16 protein-coding genes are annotated in these 19,683 nt (G+C 42.7%); 12 read left to right on the forward strand and 4 right to left on the reverse strand.

Annotated elements, in window-relative coordinates:
* Window positions 1-303 precede the first annotated feature (303 nt).
* Window positions 304-1,494 (forward strand): OmpA family protein, encoded by a 1,191-nt coding sequence (locus HMPREF9449_RS01935; RefSeq protein WP_009135543.1) that lies wholly within the window; start codon window positions 304-306, stop codon window positions 1,492-1,494.
* 134 nt (window positions 1,495-1,628) lie between these two features.
* On the opposite strand, the gene HMPREF9449_RS01940 is transcribed toward HMPREF9449_RS01935, so the two are convergent.
* The 4 genes from HMPREF9449_RS01940 to HMPREF9449_RS01955 all read right to left on the reverse strand — a co-directional run bounded on the left by HMPREF9449_RS01940 (window position 1,629) and on the right by HMPREF9449_RS01955 (window position 4,467).
* Window positions 1,629-2,612: a PCMD domain-containing protein gene (locus tag HMPREF9449_RS01940; RefSeq protein WP_009135544.1), complete on the reverse strand. Its 984-nt coding sequence runs from the start codon at window positions 2,610-2,612 to the stop codon at window positions 1,629-1,631.
* A 79-nt stretch (window positions 2,613-2,691) separates the two neighbouring features.
* On the reverse strand, window positions 2,692-3,888 hold the full coding sequence (locus HMPREF9449_RS01945; protein WP_009135545.1) for a dicarboxylate/amino acid:cation symporter: 1,197 nt from the start codon (window positions 3,886-3,888) through the stop codon (window positions 2,692-2,694).
* Window positions 3,889-3,937: 49 nt separating this feature from the next.
* Window positions 3,938-4,144 carry a hypothetical protein gene (locus HMPREF9449_RS01950; protein ID WP_009135546.1) on the reverse strand — a complete coding sequence of 69 codons (207 nt, stop codon included), beginning with the start codon at window positions 4,142-4,144 and terminating at the stop codon, window positions 3,938-3,940.
* 8 nt (window positions 4,145-4,152) lie between these two features.
* A complete protein-coding gene (locus HMPREF9449_RS01955) occupies window positions 4,153-4,467 on the reverse strand; it encodes a cupin domain-containing protein (protein WP_009135547.1) in 315 nt (104 codons plus the stop codon).
* A gap of 250 nt (window positions 4,468-4,717) precedes the next feature.
* Here HMPREF9449_RS01955 and HMPREF9449_RS01960 point away from each other — a divergent pair, with 250 nt between their 5' ends.
* The 11 genes from HMPREF9449_RS01960 to HMPREF9449_RS02010 all read left to right on the forward strand — a co-directional run bounded on the left by HMPREF9449_RS01960 (window position 4,718) and on the right by HMPREF9449_RS02010 (window position 19,676).
* The gene (locus tag HMPREF9449_RS01960; protein WP_009135548.1) at window positions 4,718-5,332 is read left to right on the forward strand and encodes a TetR/AcrR family transcriptional regulator; all 615 of its coding nucleotides are present in this window, start codon (window positions 4,718-4,720) and stop codon (window positions 5,330-5,332) included.
* A 43-nt stretch (window positions 5,333-5,375) separates the two neighbouring features.
* Complete coding sequence (locus tag HMPREF9449_RS01965) at window positions 5,376-6,425, forward strand: efflux RND transporter periplasmic adaptor subunit (protein ID WP_009135549.1); 1,050 nt, start codon at window positions 5,376-5,378, stop codon at window positions 6,423-6,425.
* A gap of 9 nt (window positions 6,426-6,434) precedes the next feature.
* On the forward strand, window positions 6,435-9,479 hold the full coding sequence (locus tag HMPREF9449_RS01970) for an efflux RND transporter permease subunit (RefSeq protein ID WP_009135550.1): 3,045 nt from the start codon (window positions 6,435-6,437) through the stop codon (window positions 9,477-9,479).
* A 73-nt stretch (window positions 9,480-9,552) separates the two neighbouring features.
* A complete protein-coding gene (locus HMPREF9449_RS01975) occupies window positions 9,553-10,830 on the forward strand; it encodes a TolC family protein (protein ID WP_009135551.1) in 1,278 nt (425 codons plus the stop codon).
* A 170-nt stretch (window positions 10,831-11,000) separates the two neighbouring features.
* Entirely contained in the window at window positions 11,001-13,184 is a 2,184-nt protein-coding gene (locus HMPREF9449_RS01980; protein ID WP_009135552.1) for a patatin-like phospholipase family protein, read from the forward strand.
* A 696-nt stretch (window positions 13,185-13,880) separates the two neighbouring features.
* Window positions 13,881-14,291 carry a type IV pilin protein gene (locus HMPREF9449_RS01985; protein WP_009135553.1) on the forward strand — a complete coding sequence of 137 codons (411 nt, stop codon included), beginning with the start codon at window positions 13,881-13,883 and terminating at the stop codon, window positions 14,289-14,291.
* A 3-nt stretch (window positions 14,292-14,294) separates the two neighbouring features.
* The gene (locus HMPREF9449_RS01990; protein ID WP_009135554.1) at window positions 14,295-14,747 is read left to right on the forward strand and encodes a hypothetical protein; all 453 of its coding nucleotides are present in this window, start codon (window positions 14,295-14,297) and stop codon (window positions 14,745-14,747) included.
* 4 nt (window positions 14,748-14,751) lie between these two features.
* Window positions 14,752-16,170, forward strand: coding sequence for a GspE/PulE family protein (locus HMPREF9449_RS01995; RefSeq protein WP_009135555.1), 1,419 nt, complete (start codon window positions 14,752-14,754; stop codon window positions 16,168-16,170).
* Window positions 16,171-16,240: 70 nt separating this feature from the next.
* Window positions 16,241-18,127 carry a type II secretion system protein GspD gene (locus HMPREF9449_RS02000; RefSeq protein WP_009135556.1) on the forward strand — a complete coding sequence of 629 codons (1,887 nt, stop codon included), beginning with the start codon at window positions 16,241-16,243 and terminating at the stop codon, window positions 18,125-18,127.
* A gap of 57 nt (window positions 18,128-18,184) precedes the next feature.
* Complete coding sequence (locus tag HMPREF9449_RS02005) at window positions 18,185-19,183, forward strand: PilN domain-containing protein (RefSeq protein ID WP_009135557.1); 999 nt, start codon at window positions 18,185-18,187, stop codon at window positions 19,181-19,183.
* Window positions 19,176-19,676: a hypothetical protein gene (locus HMPREF9449_RS02010; protein WP_009135558.1), complete on the forward strand. Its 501-nt coding sequence runs from the start codon at window positions 19,176-19,178 to the stop codon at window positions 19,674-19,676. Before HMPREF9449_RS02005 ends, HMPREF9449_RS02010 begins: the two co-directional genes overlap by 8 nt.
* The last annotated feature ends 7 nt before the right edge of the window (window positions 19,677-19,683 follow it).

Below are 19,683 nucleotides of genomic sequence, written 5' to 3' on the forward strand. Positions count from 1 at the left end.
GGCCGGAAGGAGATTCGAAACCGGTAGCGGCGAATCTGTTCCACGAAGAGTTCCTTCGGGAAGGAAAGGTTTATCGCTTTTTACTAAAGCCAGAAAAACGGGATCATCCCTGGAGGATACATATATTTAAGTATTTTCCCTTTAAAATATTTTCCCTTTTAGACAAATTAAATGTTTTTCTCAAGTCGATAAACCAAACAAATCTTTTTTTCACTCGTACTATAACTGTAAAAAATATTCTTTGGAAGGAAACCATTGATTCGGAACTAACGTTATAATTGAAAACTAAATTAAAGAAGAGAGATGAAAAAAACATTCGTAATGCTGTTAATTATTGCGTCGACACCGTTATTGTCGTTCGCACAGGAAAGAACAGAAATAGTCGTACAGGAGAAAAACACCGGCTGGAGTGGATATGTGACCAATCGTTTTTGGGATAATTGGTTTATTTCCGTAGGAGCTGGTGCTCAAGTGTATTTTGGACAGAGTGACTCAAAAGGAAAATTTGGTAAGCGTATTGCACCTGCCTTTGACTTTTCTGTAGGTAAGTGGTTTATGCCCTCTTTAGGATTACGGGCACAAGCAAGTGGGTTCAGGTTAAAAGGTTTTACTTACGACCCGAATAATATGTACGTAAAAGGAGGACCGAACCACAAGGGGTTATACAAACAAAGCTGGCAACAGTTTAATGTTCATGGGGATATTTTGATCAATTTATCCAACTGGATAGGGGGGTATCGTGTAGATCGTTTTTACGAAGCCGTGCCTTATATCGGTTTTGGTATTATGCATGCCTGCCGGGCTGCCGACAATAACGTGTTTACAGCCAATGCCGGTTTGATCAACAAAATGCGTTTGTCTGATGCCTTTGACCTGAATATCGAAATCCGGGGATCTGTTTTTGAGAAAAAATTTGCAGGAGAACAAGGCGGTAAAAGAGCTAACGGTATCCTGACCGTGACGGCTGGTTTTACTTACAAATTCAACCAACGTCATTTCCAACGCAGCGTAGCTCCCGTGGTAATGGCTGAAGATATCGCTTTGGCTGCAACAGCTCAGCAGTTAGAAGATACCCGTGCTGCCTTAGCACAACAACAAGCTTACAACCGCGAATTGCAGACGGAGTTGAATCAGGTTAAAAATATGAAACAGGAAGTGAAGGTAGAAAAAGAGGTGTTGGTAGCCCCCCGCGCAATCTTCTTCACCATTAACCGGGCAAATATTACGGCTAAAGATAAAATTAACCTGAAATATTTAGCTGATCAGATTAAGCAGAATCCGGATAAACAATATACCATTGTGGGTTATGCAGATAAAGCTACTGGCACTCCGGAATTCAATATGCAGTTGAGCCGGAAACGGGCAGAGAATGTATATAATGTTTTGACGAAAGATTTCGGAGTAAACCCGAGTCAGTTGAAAGTGGAAGCTAAAGGAGGTGTATCCGACCTGTTTGACAGCAATCCACTTAACCGTGTAACCATCATAGAATAATCTTTTCGGAATTTCTTGATCATTATTTTGCCGGAAATAAACTGTAAAAAGTCTGTTTCCGGCAAAGTATTTTTGGGAATATCGTACAATCTTTTTAGTATCTCTCCGGGTGTTCTGTGTGTACGATGGATGTCCTAATTTTCTTTTTCATATATTAATCCAACGTTGTCAACCCAGAATTTACTGTCAATGCTACCGATATAGGCTCCTCCATTACTGGAAGAAATACGGAGGACGATGTGGGTTACTTCTTCCTGAGGGGCTGCCCAACCGATTTCCTGGATAGGAACCATTTTTCCCTGACTATTCCGTGTGTAATAAGCATCTTTTCCATTTATCAGTCCCATATAAGATTTGTAGAAAGACTCGTTGGAAATGTCACCGTAGTAAATCGGCAACCGATGTCCGTTTTGCCATTCCGTTACAGACTGGTCGAAACATTCCCAGGCTGTACCTACTCTTTTCGCGTATACATTTCCTTCCGCATCTTCCCAACGATGTTGTAATAACAGACAGGTTTCAGCCATATCGCGGTCTGTACGGGGTTCCGGTTTGCCGAAACCGGAAGCATAAGTACGCAATCCTCCTGTAACGACTTTATAATCGTATGTCAAGGCTTTCGGACGTTTGGTAAAAGGAATACCGCTGATGAGTTTGCTCTGGGGATTTTTGGTGTCTGTGATCGGTTCTACCATTTCTCCTAAAAAAATGGTTCCGCCGGCAACGACGCGAATATTGAATAATCCCAATACTTTACAATGTTCCATGCGGGTTTCCAAACGGGCACAATATCCTTCTCCCCGGGGTTCCGGAAAAACGGTAATACTGGTTTTTACGACACCACTTACCCGGGCCATTACGGAAGAAGTTCCCCAAGGAGAATCCGTATTTTTATAGGGCGTATTGTTTTTTAAAGTGTCACCTGTCGTCAGCTCGTATAAATATTTTGTATTTCCTCCGATGATAAAGGATTCCTTTACTTCCCTTACCATCCAACGATCCATATCTCCGTATTCTATCGGTTCTACGATTTCTGTTTGAGCGATTACCGGAAACATAAAACAAAGTCCGATACCTGAGGTCAGAATAAATTTCAAGTTAAAAGGAAATAAATTCATATCTTCAATATTTTAATTTTATTAAAAATACTTCAGATATGCAAAAATAGTGCCAAACAAAGAATTGATGGAAAGAAAGTCACGGCAGCATTGCGGTTTCCTTTTTTTGTGTAGGACTTTCCAGTTTGCTTTCAATTTTTGTCAGCATAAGGGTTAAAGCTCCGTCGCCGGTGATATTACAAGCGGTCCCGAAACTATCCTGTAAAGCGAAAATTGTGAGTAATAAAGCTGTACCGGCTTCATTAAAGCCCACTATGGAAATAACGATTCCCAAAGAAGCGATGACCGTGCCTCCGGGTACTCCCGGGGCTCCTATGGCGAATATGCCCAACAATAAAATGAATAAAACCATTACCGACATGGTAGGTAAAGTTCCGTACAACAGAAGAGAAACCGTCATGACAAAGAAAACTTCGGTCAAGATGGAACCGCATAAATGTACATTAGAGAACAGGGGGATAGCGAAATCGACGACTTCGTCCTTTAATACCGGACTTTTTCGGGCACATCTGAGGGCTACCGCCAGTGTGGCAGCCGACGACATCGTACCTACGGCTGTAAGATAAGCAGGCCCGTAATATTTTAAAACCAACCAGGGATTTTTACGACTAAAAACTCCTGCTGTAAGATAGAGGAAAGTCAGCCAGATAAAATGGGCCACCAGTACGATTCCCATAACCCCTATAAATATAGGTAATTGCCGGGTAATGGCGCCTTCATAACTCAATGCACAAAAATTGGCAGCAATAAAGAAAGGCAGAATGGGAATGAGTATACGGGTGATCAGTAATAATACCATTTTCTGAAAATGCTCCAATAAGGTTCCGAACAATCTGGATTTCGTCCACACCGTTGCTAGCCCCAGCATGACTGAAAGTACTAAAGCTGTCATTACGCTCATCACAGGCGGGATATCCAGCCGGAATACCAAGGGCGGGATCTCCTTTAAACCTTCCGTTGCCGGTTCAATGGAAAGCTGAGGAATGAGCCAGTAACCCAGGAACATAGCGAGAAAAGCAGCCCCTATGGAAGACAGATAAGCTAATCCCAGGGCACTTCCCAGCATACTGGAAGCATTTCCCTTCATCTTAGCAATGGAAGAAGAAACAAATCCCAGAATAATTAATGGAACCATAAAAAAGATGAGTTGTCCCAGAATGTATTTTACGGTCACTACTACATTCATAAAACCTTCTCCCACCACAAATCCCAAGAGAATACCGATCAGGACCGCCAGTAATAATTTGAAAATTGTACTTTTCAGAAAATGGATCATTTCGCTAAAATTCTTTGATTATTTTGTAATATACGTAGTAAAAATAAATTTAGGTCGGAAGTTCGGGAAAAAAATAAGGCAGCTCCTTATTCAGATCTGCCTTTCTCTTTTTACGGTTATATACTTTTTTCGATGCATGCACTTTCCTATGCGGAACGGGACGCCCGTGTTGTGCAATCTCTTCCTCCCGGCTTAATTTCCGGTTTATCCGGATAATGTCCTGAAGCGTAATTTTTTTTATTCCTTTTTTCTTCATAAGAACATTTATTCGATCGAAAAGAAACAGAGCCAGATACAAATCGGTTCTACACTTGTTTTTTCGATGCGATGTTTACAATTTTTGGGTAAAAACATATAATCACCCGCTTTCATGTCGATAAATTTCCCTTCCACTTCCAGTGTAGCTTTTCCCTGCACTAGCAGAATCCATTCGTCATCCTCCTGATCGTACCAGAATCCCTGAGGAGAACTGTGGCCGGAAGAAACGATACGGTCAATACGGTAGTGAGTACCTTTCATCAATAAATCAAATTGCTCCTCTTCCCCAACTGCTGTTATTCCGTCGAATATATTTTTCATTTTAGCTTTTGTTTAGTGTAAATCATAATGCAAAATTATAAAAAAACTTCCGGATTGAAAGAATAAATTCTTGATTACTTTAAGAATAGTATATAAAAGAAGGTTTTTATATAAAATAAACAGGTGATTTTAAACTTTTTGCCTGAAAAGAAAAGTTCGGCTGATAATTTAAATTTATTCGATAAAAATTTGAAAACTTTTTTGGTTTTTAAAGTTTTCAGTCTATCTTTGTCGCGCTAAAAAAATAGGTATGTATACAGCGTTAGAACAAAGAATTATAGCAAAAGCTTCCGAATTGTTTCTTTTACATGGGATTAAGGCCGTGACTATGGATTTTCTGGCGACCGAAATGGGAATTTCCAAGCGTACTTTGTATGAAAGATTTAAAGATAAAGAGACGTTGTTACGAAAGACGCTGGAGTATCAGGATGAAAAGAGTCGGCAAGAACGTGAAAAGTTAGCGAGGGAATGTACAAATCCTCTGGAATTGAATCTAATGGAATATAAAGTTATTTCCGATTCTTTGAGAAGAATAAACCGGAATTACATAAGGGATTTACAAAAATATCATCCCCAAATTGCCGATTATTTTACTAAAAAACGGGAAACCGATATGGAAAAAGTGGTGTCGGTGATGGAGAAGAGCATTCAGGAAGGATATATCCGTGCGGAATTGAATCCCCGGATTTTGGCTTTGTTATTGCGGGTACAGTTGGAAACCTTAATCTATTCGGAAGAGATTGAAAAGAATCATTTTTCTTATCCGGAAGTATTTGAAACCATTGTGTTGAATTATGCCCGTGGAATTGCCACCCCGAAAGGGTTGAAACTGATCGAAGATTTTATGGAGAAAATGAATCATTGAGGGTGTATTTATAATTAGAAAGAGTCGTATATAAATTTGAATTATGTGTGCTAAAATTTTGTTGGTGTTTATAGGTGTTGTTGGTATGATATCCTGTAAACAACCGGAAGTGAAGGAAACTGGTCCCCGTTCGGTAAAAGTAGCGAAGGCCGTTCCGTTAAATGTGGTGGAAAAGTCGTTTAGTGGAGTGGTATCTCCGGATCAGTTTAGTGACTTGGCTTTTAAAATGTCGGGTCCGTTGATTGTATTGAATGTGGAGGAAGGACAACGGGTAAAGAAGGGACAAGTAGTGGCTGAGATTGATCCTTTGGATTATCGTTTACAATACGAAGCCAAGAAGTCTTCCTATCTGACGGCAAAATCTCAGATGGAACGGTCTGAAAAGCTGATCCGGAAACAGGCGATTTCCCGTCAGGATTACGAGTCCACCCAAGCCAGTTACGCTAATGCGAAAGCGGCATACGAAAATGCTGTAAATACGCTTGAAGAGACAAAACTGCTGGCTCCTTTTGATGGGTTTATCCAAAAGAAGTACGTGGAAAATTATCAGAAAGTACAAGCCGGAGAAGGAATTGTTTGTCTGATTAATCCGGATAAGTTGTTGGTAAGGTTTACACTTCCCGAAAATAATATGCAATATTTGCTTTCTGAACCTCAGATTTATATCGAATTCGAAAATTACAAAGGGAAATTGTTTCGAGCCAGAATTAAGGAATACGTAGAGGCTTCTCAGGACGGTTCGGGTGTTCCGGTTTCTTTATACGTGGAGGATTCTGCTTTTAACCTGAATGATTATAAGGTGGCTACCGGTTTTTCTTGCCGGATTATTCTGAAGATTACCCGGGAAGGTTTTGAAAATTATGTATTGGTTCCTTTAACAGCTCTGTTTCCCGATCCCCATACGGAGGAATTGAATGTCTTTGTATACGACGAAACTACCCAAAAACTGGAAAAACGTACGGTGAAAGAAGGAGGATTGATTGGCAGGGATCAGGTGGTGGTGCAGGAGGGACTCCGGGCAGGGGAAACGGTTGTAAGTGCCGGTACTACCCGTTTAGTAGACGGACAGACCGTGAATGTGTTAACAGAATAAAAGGAGCGTATGAATTTACCCAAGTATTCTTTAGAGCATACGAAAGTGATTTACTTCTTTTTGGCTATTATGCTGATAGGAGGTATCATTTCTTTTTTCAAATTGCCTAAAAAGGAGGATGCGCCGTTTGTCATCAAACAGGCTGTGCTGATTACCCAATATCCCGGAGCAACTTCCCGGGAAGTAGAAAAGTTGGTGACGGAACCGATAGAGCGGGAGATCCAATCCATGTCGGAAGTCAAGCAGATTAAATCGGAATCTTACTTCGGTCTGTCTAAAATTACCATAGAATTAAAGCCTACCATTAAAGGAGTCCGTATGCCCGTAAAATGGGATGAACTCCGGCGGAAAGTGTTGAATATACAATCTAAGTTACCCCAGGGAGCTTCTTCCATTACCGTAAATGACGATTTCGGAGACGTATACGGTATTTATTATGCCTTGACGATAGAGGAAGGTTTTTCTTATAAAGAATTACGGGATTGGGCTCAGAAAATAAAAACCGAGCTGACTCCCATTGAAGGTGTTCAGAAAGTACAGCTTTTCGGAGAACAGACAGAGGTCGTGAATGTATTGTTTTCCGTACCTAAATTGTCCGCCCTCGGGATTGATCCCAATACGATCGCCCAAGTATTGCAGACTCAGAATTTGCAGGTAAATACGGGTGAAATCAATGCTGGTAGTTATCAGTTGAAAGTGTTGGCCGACGGTACTTATAAAAGTCTGGACGACATCCGGAATCAGTTGATTATAACGAAAGGGGGGAATGAGGTGCGCTTGGGGGATATTGCTGCCGTAGAACGGGGTTATTTGGATCCGCCTTCCAATTTAATGCGGGTAGATGGAAAAAAAGCCATCGGTATAGGCGTCGCCTCTGGAGCAGAGGATGATGTGGTGGCCGTGGGAAATTTGGTAGCTGAACGTTTACAGGAGATTAAAAAACTGATCCCGGTAGGGATGGATCTGGTCTCTATTTATCCGGAAAATATAATTGCCCAGGAGGCCAATAACGGATTTATTCTGAATTTAATAGAATCTCTCCTTATTGTGATTGCTATTATTTTTATCGTCATGGGAGCCCGGGCAGGCATGTTGATCGGAAGTTCTCTGTTGTTTTCCGTAACCGGTACTTTACTGATTATGTTGTTTCTGGGAGTAGGATTGAACCGGACGTCCCTGGCGGCTTTTATCATCGCTATGGGGATGTTGGTAGACAATGCCATCGTGGTGACGGACAATGCTCAGATCGGAATTAAGAAAGGTATGCACCGCTTTCAGGCTCTGATTATGGGGGCTACTCTTCCACAATGGGGATTGCTGGGAGCTACTTTTATTGCAGTGTGTTCGTTTCTGCCTATGTTTCTGGCCCCCGATTCAATGGCGGAGATTGTAAAACCTTTGTTTATAGTCTTGGCTGTTTCTTTGGGATTGAGTTGGGTGTTGGCATTGACACAGACTACTACTTTCGGAAATTTTATCCTGAAAGAAAATACTTCTGCTGTGGCGACAGATCCTTATGATACGAAGTTATATCATAAGTTCGAACGGATGCTGACGAAATTAATTCATCACCGTTATATTACCTTGTTTTCGGTAATCGGCATTTTGATATTTTCTTTGGTGGTGATGGCCTTGATGCCCCAGAGTTTCTTTCCTTTGATGAATAAGCCTTATATGCGTGCCGATCTGATTTTTCCGAATGGATATGGGATTCGGGATGTGGAACAGAATGTATTTCAAATCGAGGAGTACCTGAAACAAAATCCCAAGGTAAAGTCTTTTTCGGTTACTATGGGGGGATCTCCTATACGTTATTATCTGGCCAGTTCCTCTTTCGGTCCGTTGCCTAATTTTGCCAATGTATTGGTGGAAACTCACGATCCGAAAGATTCTCCCGCTATGGAGGAGGAGTTTTATAATTATATGTTGAAAAATTATCCCAATGTGTTGACCCGTTCTTCTCTGTTTATGCTTTCGCCTGTGCCGGATGCTACTATCGAAATCGGATTTATCGGAGAGAATGCGGATACTCTGATCGCTCTAACCGAACGGGCAAAAGAGATTGCCCGGAAATGCGATCTGGTGATGGAAGTACGGAGCAGTTGGGGCACCCCTGTTCCGGTTTGGAAACCTATGTTTTCACAGGAAAAAGGCTTGAGACTGGGGATTACCCGACAACAGGTAGCTTATTCCTTAAAAGCGGCTACTAACGGAATTGCTTTGGGGGAATATCGGGAAGGGGATTTGTTTATGCCTATTCTGATGAAGGTAGCGGATGAAAATGCGATACATCCGCAGGATATCCGTACTTTGCCGGTATTTAGTTCGAAAGGGAAATCCGTAAAGGTCGAACAGGTAACCGACGATTTTAAATTGGAATACGATTACGATGTAATCAAGCGTTACAACCGGGAACGTTGTCTGATGATGCAATGTGAGCCCAAGCGGGGAGCGAATGCTATAGCTGCTTTTAAACAAGTGCTGTCCGCTGTAAAAGCGGAGGTGAAAGTACCGGAAGGCTATAAAATGAAATATTTCGGTGACCAGGATCAACATGACACTTCTATGGCTGCCTTGGGAAAAAATATTCCGTTGATGTTTTTGCTGATTTATTTGACTCTTTTGTTGTTATTCCCTCAGAATTATCGCAGTCCGGTGGTGATTATGTTGATGTTACCTTTGATTTTTATCGGTGTGGTATGGGGCTTGATCGGATTTGGAAAATCGATGGATTTTTTTGCGATGTTGGGAATGTTGGGCTTGATCGGTATGAATATTAAGAATGCTATTGTGCTGGTAGATCAGATCGGTATGGATATGAATAGCGGAATTACTCCTTTACAGGCTGTAATTCAGGCTACTAAAAGTAGGATTGTACCGGTGACAATGGCTTCCGGGACGACTATACTTGGTATGCTGCCTTTGTTGTGGGATGCTATGTTTGCCGGGATGGCGGCAACGATTATGGGAGGACTGTTTGTCGCGACGATGTTGACGTTGTTTGTACTGCCGGTTACTTATTGTATTTTTTATAAAATCCGGTCGGACAGATAAGAAGAAACGGAATGTGCACAGAATTTTCTGTAGTGCCGGGAAGGAAGAGAGAAACGTATATAAAAAGGAAGGTATGAAAAAATTAATAGTATATGTGGGTTGGTTGCTGGTGGCTTTGCCGTTAGCAGCTCAGCCTGCTCCGCTGACAGTTACCGAATATAAGCAAAAAGTATTGGATTATAGTCGGCAGATTAAACAGAGCGCCGAGCAGCGTATGGCCATGCAGGAAGCGATGAGGACGGCTAAGACAGGGTATTTCCCGAAGTTGGATTTTTCCGGGAGTGCCCAATATCGGATCAATGATTATAATATGGATTTCGGAGGGACTAAGATTCCGATGGAAAATGAAACGTATAGCCTGGAGGCCGGATTGACGCAGAATTTATATAGCGGGAGAGCAGTACATCATAGCTATAAGGCTGCTGAAATACAAAAAGATATTGCCGTTAAAGCAGAAGAGCTGACTGTCGATAATATTATCTATTCCGCCGATGTAAATTATTGGTCGACAGTGGCTAAAAAAGATCTTTATTTGGTGATGAGGCAGTATGTAAAAATTATTCGGGAATTGGAAAAAGTTTTGACCGATCGTTTTAGAGACGGTTATATCAGTAAGACGGATCTGTTACAGGTACAGGCCCGTTTAAAAGATGCTGAATTGCAGAAAAGTAATGCTTTTAAACAATATCAGATCGCCCTCCAGAATTTGAATGTATTGATGGGAATGCCTCCCGCCGCTCCTGTGGAAGTGACAGACTCCATCAATATGATGCAGGCTTTGCCTCCGGAGATCGGTATGGAAGCTGCTTTTGCAAGCCGTCCGGATTATGCAATGGCCGGTTTGAATGTCGAGTATCAGAAACGTCAGGTAAAGTTGACCCGGAGCAAATATTTACCCTCTTTGTCGGTAGGATTGAAGGAAAACTGGGGAACGCAGATGCTGAATTTGGATGGTTCCACCCTGTGGAATACCATTGCCTTTGCTTCCCTCAATATCCCGGTTTTTCATTGGGGATCCCGGACTAAAGATGTAAACCGGCAAAAAGCTGTGTTGAGGAGTACCGAATACGATTTACAACTTACGAAGGATCAGATCGTCCAGGAAATTAGTAATGCCTGGACAAGCCTGACAGAGAATACCAAACAGATTACGGTGGCAGAGGAAGCTTGTAAAATTGCGGAGGAAAATCTGGATTTAAATACTTTTAGTTATACGGAGGGAAAATTACCGATTATTGATGTCCTGTCTGCTCAGGTGACCTGGATCCAGTCCTATAGTAGTTTGATTCAGACCTGGTTGCAGCAAAAGGTGTCTTTGGCTGATTATAATAAAGCTATCGGTAAACAATAGACCGGTTAAATCCGGAGGTTGTCTGAAAAACCGTTTTGGACAATTCGGTGTAGGATTTCAGACCTTTCCCTCTCCTCGTATGTGAAATTTTTATTATTTTGTTCCCGGTTTTCGGAAAGAAATTGGCATAATTTTTGTCCATTTCTGAAATTAAAAGTGGATTTTATGCTATGAAAAGGTGTCTGGTTTGGCTATTTTTATGTATATTTTTGTGCCCCTCCGGGATGGCAGAGCGGAAAAAGGTCGGATTGGTGTTGAGTGGCGGTGGTGCCAAGGGAATTGCTCACATCGGGGTGATCGAGGTGCTGGAAAAGGCGGGGATACCTGTGGATTATGTCGTCGGGACCAGCATGGGATCGATTGTGGGAGGATTGTATGCGATCGGGTATGATATACAAGTGTTGGATAGCATGGTGCGCAATCAGAACTGGTCTTTTCTATTGAGTGATAAAGTCTATCGGGACAATTTGTCTTTCCCCGAAAAAGAAATGACGGAAAAATATATTCTTTCATTCCCTTTCGGCCGGGGGAAGGAGAATCGTATGCCTGCGGGTTTTGTGAGCGGTCAGAATGTATATCATCTGTTTTCTGATTTGACAGTAGGATATCATGATTCTTTAAATTTTGAGGAGTTGCCTATTCCTTTTGCTTGTGTTGCTGCTAATATTATAGATGGGAAGGAAGTCGTTTTAAAACAAGGAGATTTGGTGCAAGCTATGCGGGCCAGTATGGCTATTCCCGGGGTTTTTACGCCGGTGCATCTGGATAGCCTGATTTTGGTAGACGGAGGGATTGTAAATAATTTCCCTGTGGATGTTGCCAAGGCAATGGGGGCGGATATTATCATCGGAGTGGATGTACAGTCCGATCTGAAAAAGGCCGAGCAGTTGAATTCGTTACCGGGAGTGATGGGACAGTTGATTCATTTGCTCTGTATGAATAAATTTGAGGAAAATCTGAAATTGACGGATTTGTATATTAAACCGGACCTCAATGAATATTCGGCAGCTAGTTTTAATCAGGAAGCTATCGATACGATGATTTACCGGGGAAAGCAAGCCGCTGAAGCCCAGTGGGAGCAATTGATCGCCTTAAAAGAGCGGATCGGTGTGGAGGAGGAACTCACAAAAACGAGGGAAAAAAAGGTTTTTGCGGATACTTTTTTTGTACGCCGGATTTATTTGAAGGGAGTTTCCAAAGATGAAGAGAAATGGCTGAGGCGTACGATCCGTTTGAAGGAGAATGGTCCCATCACGAAGGAAGAGATTCACCGGGCTATTGCTTCCCTATATGGAACAAAATCTTTTGCCAATGTCAGTTATCGATTGCTGGGAGGACCGGAATACGATTTGGAATTGAATTTGAAGGAAAATGACAGAAGTATTATTAATCTGGGCTTTCGTTTTGATTCGGAGGAAATGGCAGCTATTCTGTTAAATCTGAAGTTGAATTACCGGCCTTTAAAGGGTTTCCGTTCCGGTTTTACAGCCCGTTTGAGCAAGAATCCGTTTGTCCGTTTGGACTATTCTCTGGAGAATCCTTTGATCCGGAAACTCAATTTGAGTTATATGTTCAAATACAACGATTTTAATATTTATGACAGAGGGGATAAAATCAACGCTGTTACTTATCGTTATCATCTGGGGGAACTGAGTTTAACGGACATTTATTTACGGAATTTTAAGTTCCAGGTTGGATTGCGCTACGAGTATTTTGATTATGATCCTTTTCTTTTTAAAGACGACAATCAGACGATACATGTAAAATCGGAAGGTTTTATCAGCTATTATGCCGTGGCAGAAGTGGAAACTTTCGACCGGCGCTATTATCCTTCCCGCGGTTTATCTTTTTCCGCCGCCTATTCGGTATATACGGATAATTTTACTCAATATAACGGGCAACTCCCTTTTTCTGCTTTAAGTGCCAATTTTACCGGAGTGATTCCGATAACAAACCGTTTTAAAATGCTGCCTTCCGTATATGGACGGGTACTGATCGGAAAGAATGTCCCTTACCCTTATCTGAATTATATGGGAGGTCAGGTTTTCGGTCGTTATATGCAACAGCAGTTGCCTTTTGAGGGGATTAGCCGGGTGGAAGTATTCGAGAATTCGCTGCTGGTGGCCCGCCTGCATTTACGGCAACGCATGGGTAGCCGGCATTATCTGTCTTTTATCGGAAATTATGCTTTGCAGGACGATAATTTTTTCGATATTTTGGGAAATCGGGGTATTTGGGGAGGAAGCGTCGGATATTCCTACGATACCGCCCTGGGACCTATTGATCTTATCTTTCATATGTCTGATTGGACTAAAAAACTAGGCTTCTACTTTAATCTGGGCTTCTGTTTTTAAAATTTAGAAGATTCGAGAACAGTTAAAATCTGAAATGGGAAAAATGATGAATGGCACTTCATGCCGCGTTCAGGCTCATCTCCGATGCGCTGATGAAGGGAATTAATATTCCCGGTATATTCTTTCGTTACAACCGAAAGTTCGTTCACCAGTTTTCCAAAGAAGCTTTCATCCTTTTCCCATTTAAATTTTTGCCCTTTTCCGCATTCAGTCCTTTCCCTTTTTTGGGAAAAATACGCTTTTTTTTACCCCTGAAATTTGGCAAAAAAAGGCCAAAAATGGCCTTGTTCAAATTTTTTTTTTAATGGGTATTGATTATCAATGTCTTGAAAATAGCTTGTTCAAATTTTTTTTTGGCCAAGTATTGGATTTTTCGAAATTTATGCTATAATTTTATTAACAGAAAACCTGAAAACATAAAATGGCAAATAAGAGTTTCATATACAAGAGAAAAAAGATGAATTTTTGAAGTCCGTTTTTTTGATCTGTTTATTTTTCCCATCCCGGGTAGGGAAAATAACAAAATAGAATTCGGGGATATATAAATCTATTTAATTGATTATTAGTGTTTTATTGAACGATGAGGAATCGTATAGGGGGATTTGTGTGCCTATTGGTAACCTAAAAGGTTTGAAAATACACCTTATCATCATTAACCATTTGAATTGTTAAACATTTAACATAAATAGACAGCGTATGAAAAAAAGAGTGAAGACAAGCGTAAAGGCGTTTTCGTTGCCGGAATTATTGGTAGTATTGGTGATCATCGGAATTTTGGTGTTGATTGCCTTACCGAACTTGATGCCTTTGATCTCGCGGGCCAAAAGTACAGAGGCCCAACAACAGTTAGTGTTTCTCCACACCCTGGAAAAAAGTCATTTTTATATGCATTCCCGGTATTCGGTTTCTTTGGAAGAATTGGGGTTTGAACAACAGAAACTGGTGACGGAAGGGGGAAATGCCAATTATCAGATTAGCATTACGGAAGCGAATGAAAAGGGATTTAGGGCAACGGCAACGGCTGTGGTTGATTTTGATGGGGATGGAATTTTCAATGTGTGGGAAATCAATCAGGATAAAGAATTGAGGGAAATAACCAAAGATTAGCCTATGGAATTTCTCCTTTTCATTCCTTTAGTCCGCCTGATTCGATCGGATTTTAGGAAAAGGCGGGTGAAAATAACAGATTTGTTGTTATTCGGGTGTTTACAGCTTTTTGTTTCCTGGTGGGGAGTGGGTTGGAAGGAATTGGTTTTTCGTTTGAAAGGGAATGGGTGGGTGTTTCTGTTTATGGTAACCGGAGTGGTTTTATATGTTTTTATACGCTATGGACAAGGAAGACGGGTGATGAGACGGCTGGGGGGAATCGGGGACGGCTGGTTTTGTCTGATGTTGGCTCCTGCTTTTACCCTAAGGACATATGTATATTTTCTGATACTGGCTTTTCTGCTGACGTTTTGTGGTTGGGAAATATATAGGCGGGTAAGCGGGCGGCGGGTGACCATTCCTTTAGTGAGTGGGATGGGTGTAATGTATATGGTATTTCTGACGATTCGTTTTTAGGATTATGGATGAACTAAGGATTCCTGCCGAGATTATCGGTTTTTTCACTCCGGAAGAGGCCCGGAATTATGGATTGCTGCCTTTTGAGAAGCGGGAGAAAGAGCTTTGTTGTTATGGAGAAGAAGGGCGGGATTATGGGGATGCTTTGCAGGAAATTGAAATTATCCGGGGTATAAAGGTTCGGATAGACCCTCTCGAACAGGGAGAGTTCAGGCGATGGATGAGGCAGTATTATCGGGATGGGACCGGCGGTTTTGCAAGGAAGACACAAACGGCGGTGTCTGCCGGAGAAGAACGGGATTTTTTGAGTCGTCTGATAGAGGAAGCTTACCGGACGTATGCGAGTGATATTCATTTTGAAGCCTATGAGGAACGGTGTAGGGTACGTTTCCGGATAGATGGCCGTTTGCTGGAAAGGTATGTGATCGAGAAAGAAAATTATGCTGCTCTGGTCAATCAGATTAAGATTCTGGCGAATTTGGATATATCCGAAAAGCGTTTGCCTCAGGACGGTCGTATTTTTTTCCACCGGGGCGATTGTAAATTCGACGTACGGGTGTCCTGTTTGCCGGCCATACATGGAGAAAAAATCGTGTTGCGGCTGCTTACCCGGCATGCAGAATTACTGGAATTGGGAAATCTGGGGTTCAGTGAGCGACAGTTAAACGATTACCGTCAGGCGGTGGCTAAGCCGCATGGTTTAGTGTTGATCAGCGGTCCGACGGGTTCGGGGAAAAGTACAACCTTGTATGCTACTTTACGTTTGCTGAACCGGGAAGACAATAATATACTGACGATTGAGGATCCCGTCGAGTATACCTTGGAGGGAGTTAATCAGCTACAGTTGAAAGAAGAAATCGGTTTGACATTCGGAAGTGCTTTGCGGACTTTTTTGCGTCAGGATCCGGATATTATCATGTTGGGGGAAATTCGGGATACGGAGACAGCTCATATGGCTGTCAGGAGTTCGCTGACGGGGCATCTGATATTTTCCACTATACATACCAATAGTGCCTGGGGATGTGTAGCCCGCCTGGCAGATATGGGATTGCATCCTTACTTGATTGCTGATACCTTGTTGTTGTGTATGGCTCAACGTCTGGTAAGAGTTTTATGTCCGCATTGTAAGAGAGAAATAGAAGAAGGGGATAGTTGCAGTGTCCCTTGGGGAGAACCTGTTCGCTTTTTCCGGGCCGAGGGTTGTGAAGCCTGTTATTATACAGGGTATAGTGGACGGAAAGCGATTTATGAAGTGATCCCTATCGATGCGCGTTTGGCGGCGGCTGTCCGAAACCAAGAAGCGGATGTAAGTGCTTTGTTGAAAGAGAGAGGCATACAGACTTTGCGGGAGACAGCTTTGGAATTGTTGCGGGAAGGCCTTACTTCCCCAGAAGAGATATTGCCTTTATTAAATGAATCCTGAATAAGTCGATAGCTGTTTGCACCTGCAGAAGTATAGAAAGTGTGTGTACAGAAAATAAAATAATAAAAATATGAAATTGGCCTATATCGTCCTGTGTGTATTCTTATTGCCCTATTGTTTAAAGGCTGAGTCTGCCGATTCTCTTCGTCTTATGCGGACGAAGGAATTGAAGGCTGTTTTTGACAGCCTGGGAGTAGCAGATCCTGTTTATCTTCAGAAGACCGATCTTTCGGTGGGGAATGTGCGGCTTTCGGAATTATTGCGGAGCATTGCTACTGTCAATCAGGTTAATTTGTGCGTTAAGACCACGCAGGATCCTTTGGTCGCCTGTAATTTTAGCCGGGCCAGGATAACCGATTTATTATATTTCCTATGCCGGGAATACGGGCTGGAAGCGGATATATGCGGGAATATCGTCACCTTGAGTTCTCCGCCACAGCCAGAGCCACTACTTCCGGAGCCTTTTGTCGGTTACGATTCGGTGCGTTCTGCCCTTTCTTTTGATTTTCGGGAGGTTCCTTTGGCAGATATTGCCCGTCGGATTACGCGTCTATCGGGAATCAATGTTATTGTGCCTCAGTCGATGTATACGTTTAAGGTTTCTGCCTACCTGGAGAAGTTGCCTTTTCCGGAAGCTCTGGAAGCTTTGGCTTCTGCTAACGGCTTGGTGGTAAACAGAGGAGAGGGGGGAGTATGGGGATTTGAAGTCTCAGGGGAACAGGGAACGGCTTCGGCTACTTTGGGAACTGGATTTCGCAGGCGGTCGTTTCCGGCCGATCATTTGTCTATAGATAGCTTAAAGCGGGTGAGTGCGCGGATTACATCCGGGAAATTGGAAGATATTCTGGTTGAAACCTGCGAATTATTGGGAGAGGACTATTTCTTTGCTACTCCGGTCAAAGGACAAACCTCTGTCTATGTAAAGAATATCGACAGCCGGACTTTTTTTGATGTCATTCTGGGAGGGACAGGGGTAAGTTGTGGAGAATACGAGGGCGTTTATGTATTTGGCAGTAGTGGGAAAGAGGGAGCAATGGTGACGACCCGGGTAGTGCCTTTGCGCTATCGAGCAGCGGCGGCTTTACCGGATTTGATTCCGGAAGCTTTGAAAAAAGAGGTGCAGGTACAGCTTTTCCCGGATTTGAATAGTTTGATTATCAGTGGCGAAAGCCGGAAAGTATCGGCCATCTGTCGTTTCTTGGAGACGATAGACAAACGGATTCCTTTGATTACCATCGATGTGATTATTGCCGACGTAACTAAAAGCACTATCCGGGAAGCCGGTATCGAAGCCGGATTGGGAAATGCTCCGGCCTCTACTAGCGGAACTCTTTCAGCGGGTATTGATATGAAACTGAATGCCGCTTCAATCAATCAATTGATCAATAGTTTCAACGGATTTGGTTCTGTCAATTTGGGAAGGGTAACACCGGATTTTTATATGAACCTGAAATTTTTGGAAGAATCCGGAGATATCGAATTGCGTTCTACTCCTAAGCTTTCCACTTTGAATGGACATGAAGCTACTTTAAAAAGTGGAGAAACGCGTTATTACAAAGAAGTGGCCAGCAACATTATCGGTACCCAAAATCCCATTCAGAGCGATTCCTATACCTGGAAAAGTATAGATGCGAATTTAAGTTTGCGGATCGTGCCTTATGTGGGGCAGGACAATCATATTACACTGGAAATAGAGATCGAGCAAAGTGAATTTACAGGCAAGGAGGAGAAAGATGCACCGCCTACGACGGCTACCCGGAGTTTTAAGTCGCTGATCCGGGTCAAAGACGGAGAAATGGTTCTGTTGGGAGGGATCGAACGAAACAGTCGCGATAGAAGTAGCCGGGGCTTGCCTTTTATCAGTCGGATTCCAGTTTTAAAGTGGCTGTTCGGATCAACCAAAAACAACAAGGTCAGCCAGAAACTGAATATTTTTATTAAGCCTGCTGTACTTTGAGCAGTTTGAAAAAATAGAAGCAAAGAAATCCTTAAAGTGCAATAATTGTGATTCGAGATGAGATTACCTGAAATGTTGACTGGAAAGATACAGATCGTCTGGGTATGGACCGGACCGGACGAGTGTTTCCGGACTATTTTATTTATCCGGAAGAAAGGATACTATATGCCTGTAGCAACGGAGCGAATCCGGGCAGATTTGCCGTTGTTTGTTTTGGTAAGCGGGGAAGGGATACTGACCAAGGAATACCGGACGGGTGAAGAAGGCATAGGACGTATTACCGAAAATCCGGATTTGTGGTATGAACGGGAAAAGTTGGAGGGGGACCGCCTCCTCCTGAGGTTTATGAGGAGGGAGAAACTGGATTGGTTTTTACAGGCACAAATAGGGGTACAGGTAGACGGTCTCCGTTTTTTTGAAGGAAAGGAGGCTGATTTCCTTTCTTCGGCCCCTGTGTTTTCAGCTTTTGTGGAAGCTTTGTTGGAACAGGAATTCGGTCTGAAGCGGTTGTTGCAACCGGATGAAGGAGGAGTACGACTGGTGAACCGTATATTCCGGCGTTTGCGATTGCCTGTTTTGGGAATTTGGCTGGGAATCTTGTTGCTGAATTTTGGAGCTACTTCCTGGTTGGAGGAGCGTAGCCAAGAGCAGCAACGTTTATGGGCTGAACAGCAACGTTTACAAAAAGGGAGAAGTCGGGAAAATGAAAGGATCCGAGAGTTGACGGCAAAAATCAGGGAAAGGGAAATTGTAGGCTGTGCCTTGCTGCTCGACCGACTGGCTCATTGTGTACCAGAAGCTGTCAGTTTATCTGCTTTGACCTTGGCTCCTCTTACAGAAAAAGTGAAGAGCGGAAAACTGCCTCAAACGGATTCAGGCATTGTCTTACTGGAAGGAGAAACCCTTCAGCCGGTGCAAATCAATCGATTTTGTGAACGGCTGGCGGCGGAGTCTTTTTGTAAGGAAGTGAGGCTTACCGGGATGAAGCAGATAAAAGAAAGTAAAAATTATCGCTTTGAGATAGAAGTTGAATTGAAAAGAAGAGAAAATGGATAAAAAGTATACCGCTATAGGGAAACTAGGGGCATTAATTTTTGTCGTACCCGTGGTGGTGTGGGGCTTCAGTTTACGAAAGACGGTGGATTTATGGCATAATTATGTTTCTGTACGAGAGAGACTGGAACAGATGCAAGTAGAGGAGTGGGGGCAACGATCCCCGGACTTTTCCGATACCTGCCGCGAGTTGTTGTTACCGGATGGACGTTTGCTGGAAAAAATGGCCACTGATTTCCGGAAAGAGAAAGTTGTGGTCGTTGGATTTACACCTTTCCTTTCGCAGGAGGAAAGCGGATTTACTTTGCATACAGGGGAACTTTTGCTGTCGGGAGGATATATTTCTTTGGTCCGGTCGGTGTATGAGCTGGAAAAACGGTTTTCTGCCGTGAAAATTATCTCAGCTGATTTTCGGTTGTACCGGGAAAATCGCAATGCTCCTTTGCAGCTGCGGGCGAATTTAACTGTCATGCAATGGGGTAAAAAGGATAAATAGAGAATAA

Source organism: Odoribacter laneus YIT 12061 (assembly GCF_000243215.1).
Taxonomy (GTDB): domain Bacteria; phylum Bacteroidota; class Bacteroidia; order Bacteroidales; family Marinifilaceae; genus Culturomica; species Culturomica lanea.

Coding starts and splice junctions, on each gene's coding strand:
- HMPREF9449_RS01935 (WP_009135543.1), top strand. CDS start 304: ATGAAAAAAACATTCGTAATGCTGTTAATTATTGCGTCGACACCGTTA.
- HMPREF9449_RS01940 (WP_009135544.1), bottom strand. CDS start 2,612: ATGAATTTATTTCCTTTTAACTTGAAATTTATTCTGACCTCAGGTATC.
- HMPREF9449_RS01945 (WP_009135545.1), bottom strand. CDS start 3,888: ATGATCCATTTTCTGAAAAGTACAATTTTCAAATTATTACTGGCGGTC.
- HMPREF9449_RS01950 (WP_009135546.1), bottom strand. CDS start 4,144: ATGAAGAAAAAAGGAATAAAAAAAATTACGCTTCAGGACATTATCCGG.
- HMPREF9449_RS01955 (WP_009135547.1), bottom strand. CDS start 4,467: ATGAAAAATATATTCGACGGAATAACAGCAGTTGGGGAAGAGGAGCAA.
- HMPREF9449_RS01960 (WP_009135548.1), top strand. CDS start 4,718: ATGTATACAGCGTTAGAACAAAGAATTATAGCAAAAGCTTCCGAATTG.
- HMPREF9449_RS01965 (WP_009135549.1), top strand. CDS start 5,376: ATGTGTGCTAAAATTTTGTTGGTGTTTATAGGTGTTGTTGGTATGATA.
- HMPREF9449_RS01970 (WP_009135550.1), top strand. CDS start 6,435: ATGAATTTACCCAAGTATTCTTTAGAGCATACGAAAGTGATTTACTTC.
- HMPREF9449_RS01975 (WP_009135551.1), top strand. CDS start 9,553: ATGAAAAAATTAATAGTATATGTGGGTTGGTTGCTGGTGGCTTTGCCG.
- HMPREF9449_RS01980 (WP_009135552.1), top strand. CDS start 11,001: ATGAAAAGGTGTCTGGTTTGGCTATTTTTATGTATATTTTTGTGCCCC.
- HMPREF9449_RS01985 (WP_009135553.1), top strand. CDS start 13,881: ATGAAAAAAAGAGTGAAGACAAGCGTAAAGGCGTTTTCGTTGCCGGAA.
- HMPREF9449_RS01990 (WP_009135554.1), top strand. CDS start 14,295: ATGGAATTTCTCCTTTTCATTCCTTTAGTCCGCCTGATTCGATCGGAT.
- HMPREF9449_RS01995 (WP_009135555.1), top strand. CDS start 14,752: ATGGATGAACTAAGGATTCCTGCCGAGATTATCGGTTTTTTCACTCCG.
- HMPREF9449_RS02000 (WP_009135556.1), top strand. CDS start 16,241: ATGAAATTGGCCTATATCGTCCTGTGTGTATTCTTATTGCCCTATTGT.
- HMPREF9449_RS02005 (WP_009135557.1), top strand. CDS start 18,185: ATGAGATTACCTGAAATGTTGACTGGAAAGATACAGATCGTCTGGGTA.
- HMPREF9449_RS02010 (WP_009135558.1), top strand. CDS start 19,176: ATGGATAAAAAGTATACCGCTATAGGGAAACTAGGGGCATTAATTTTT.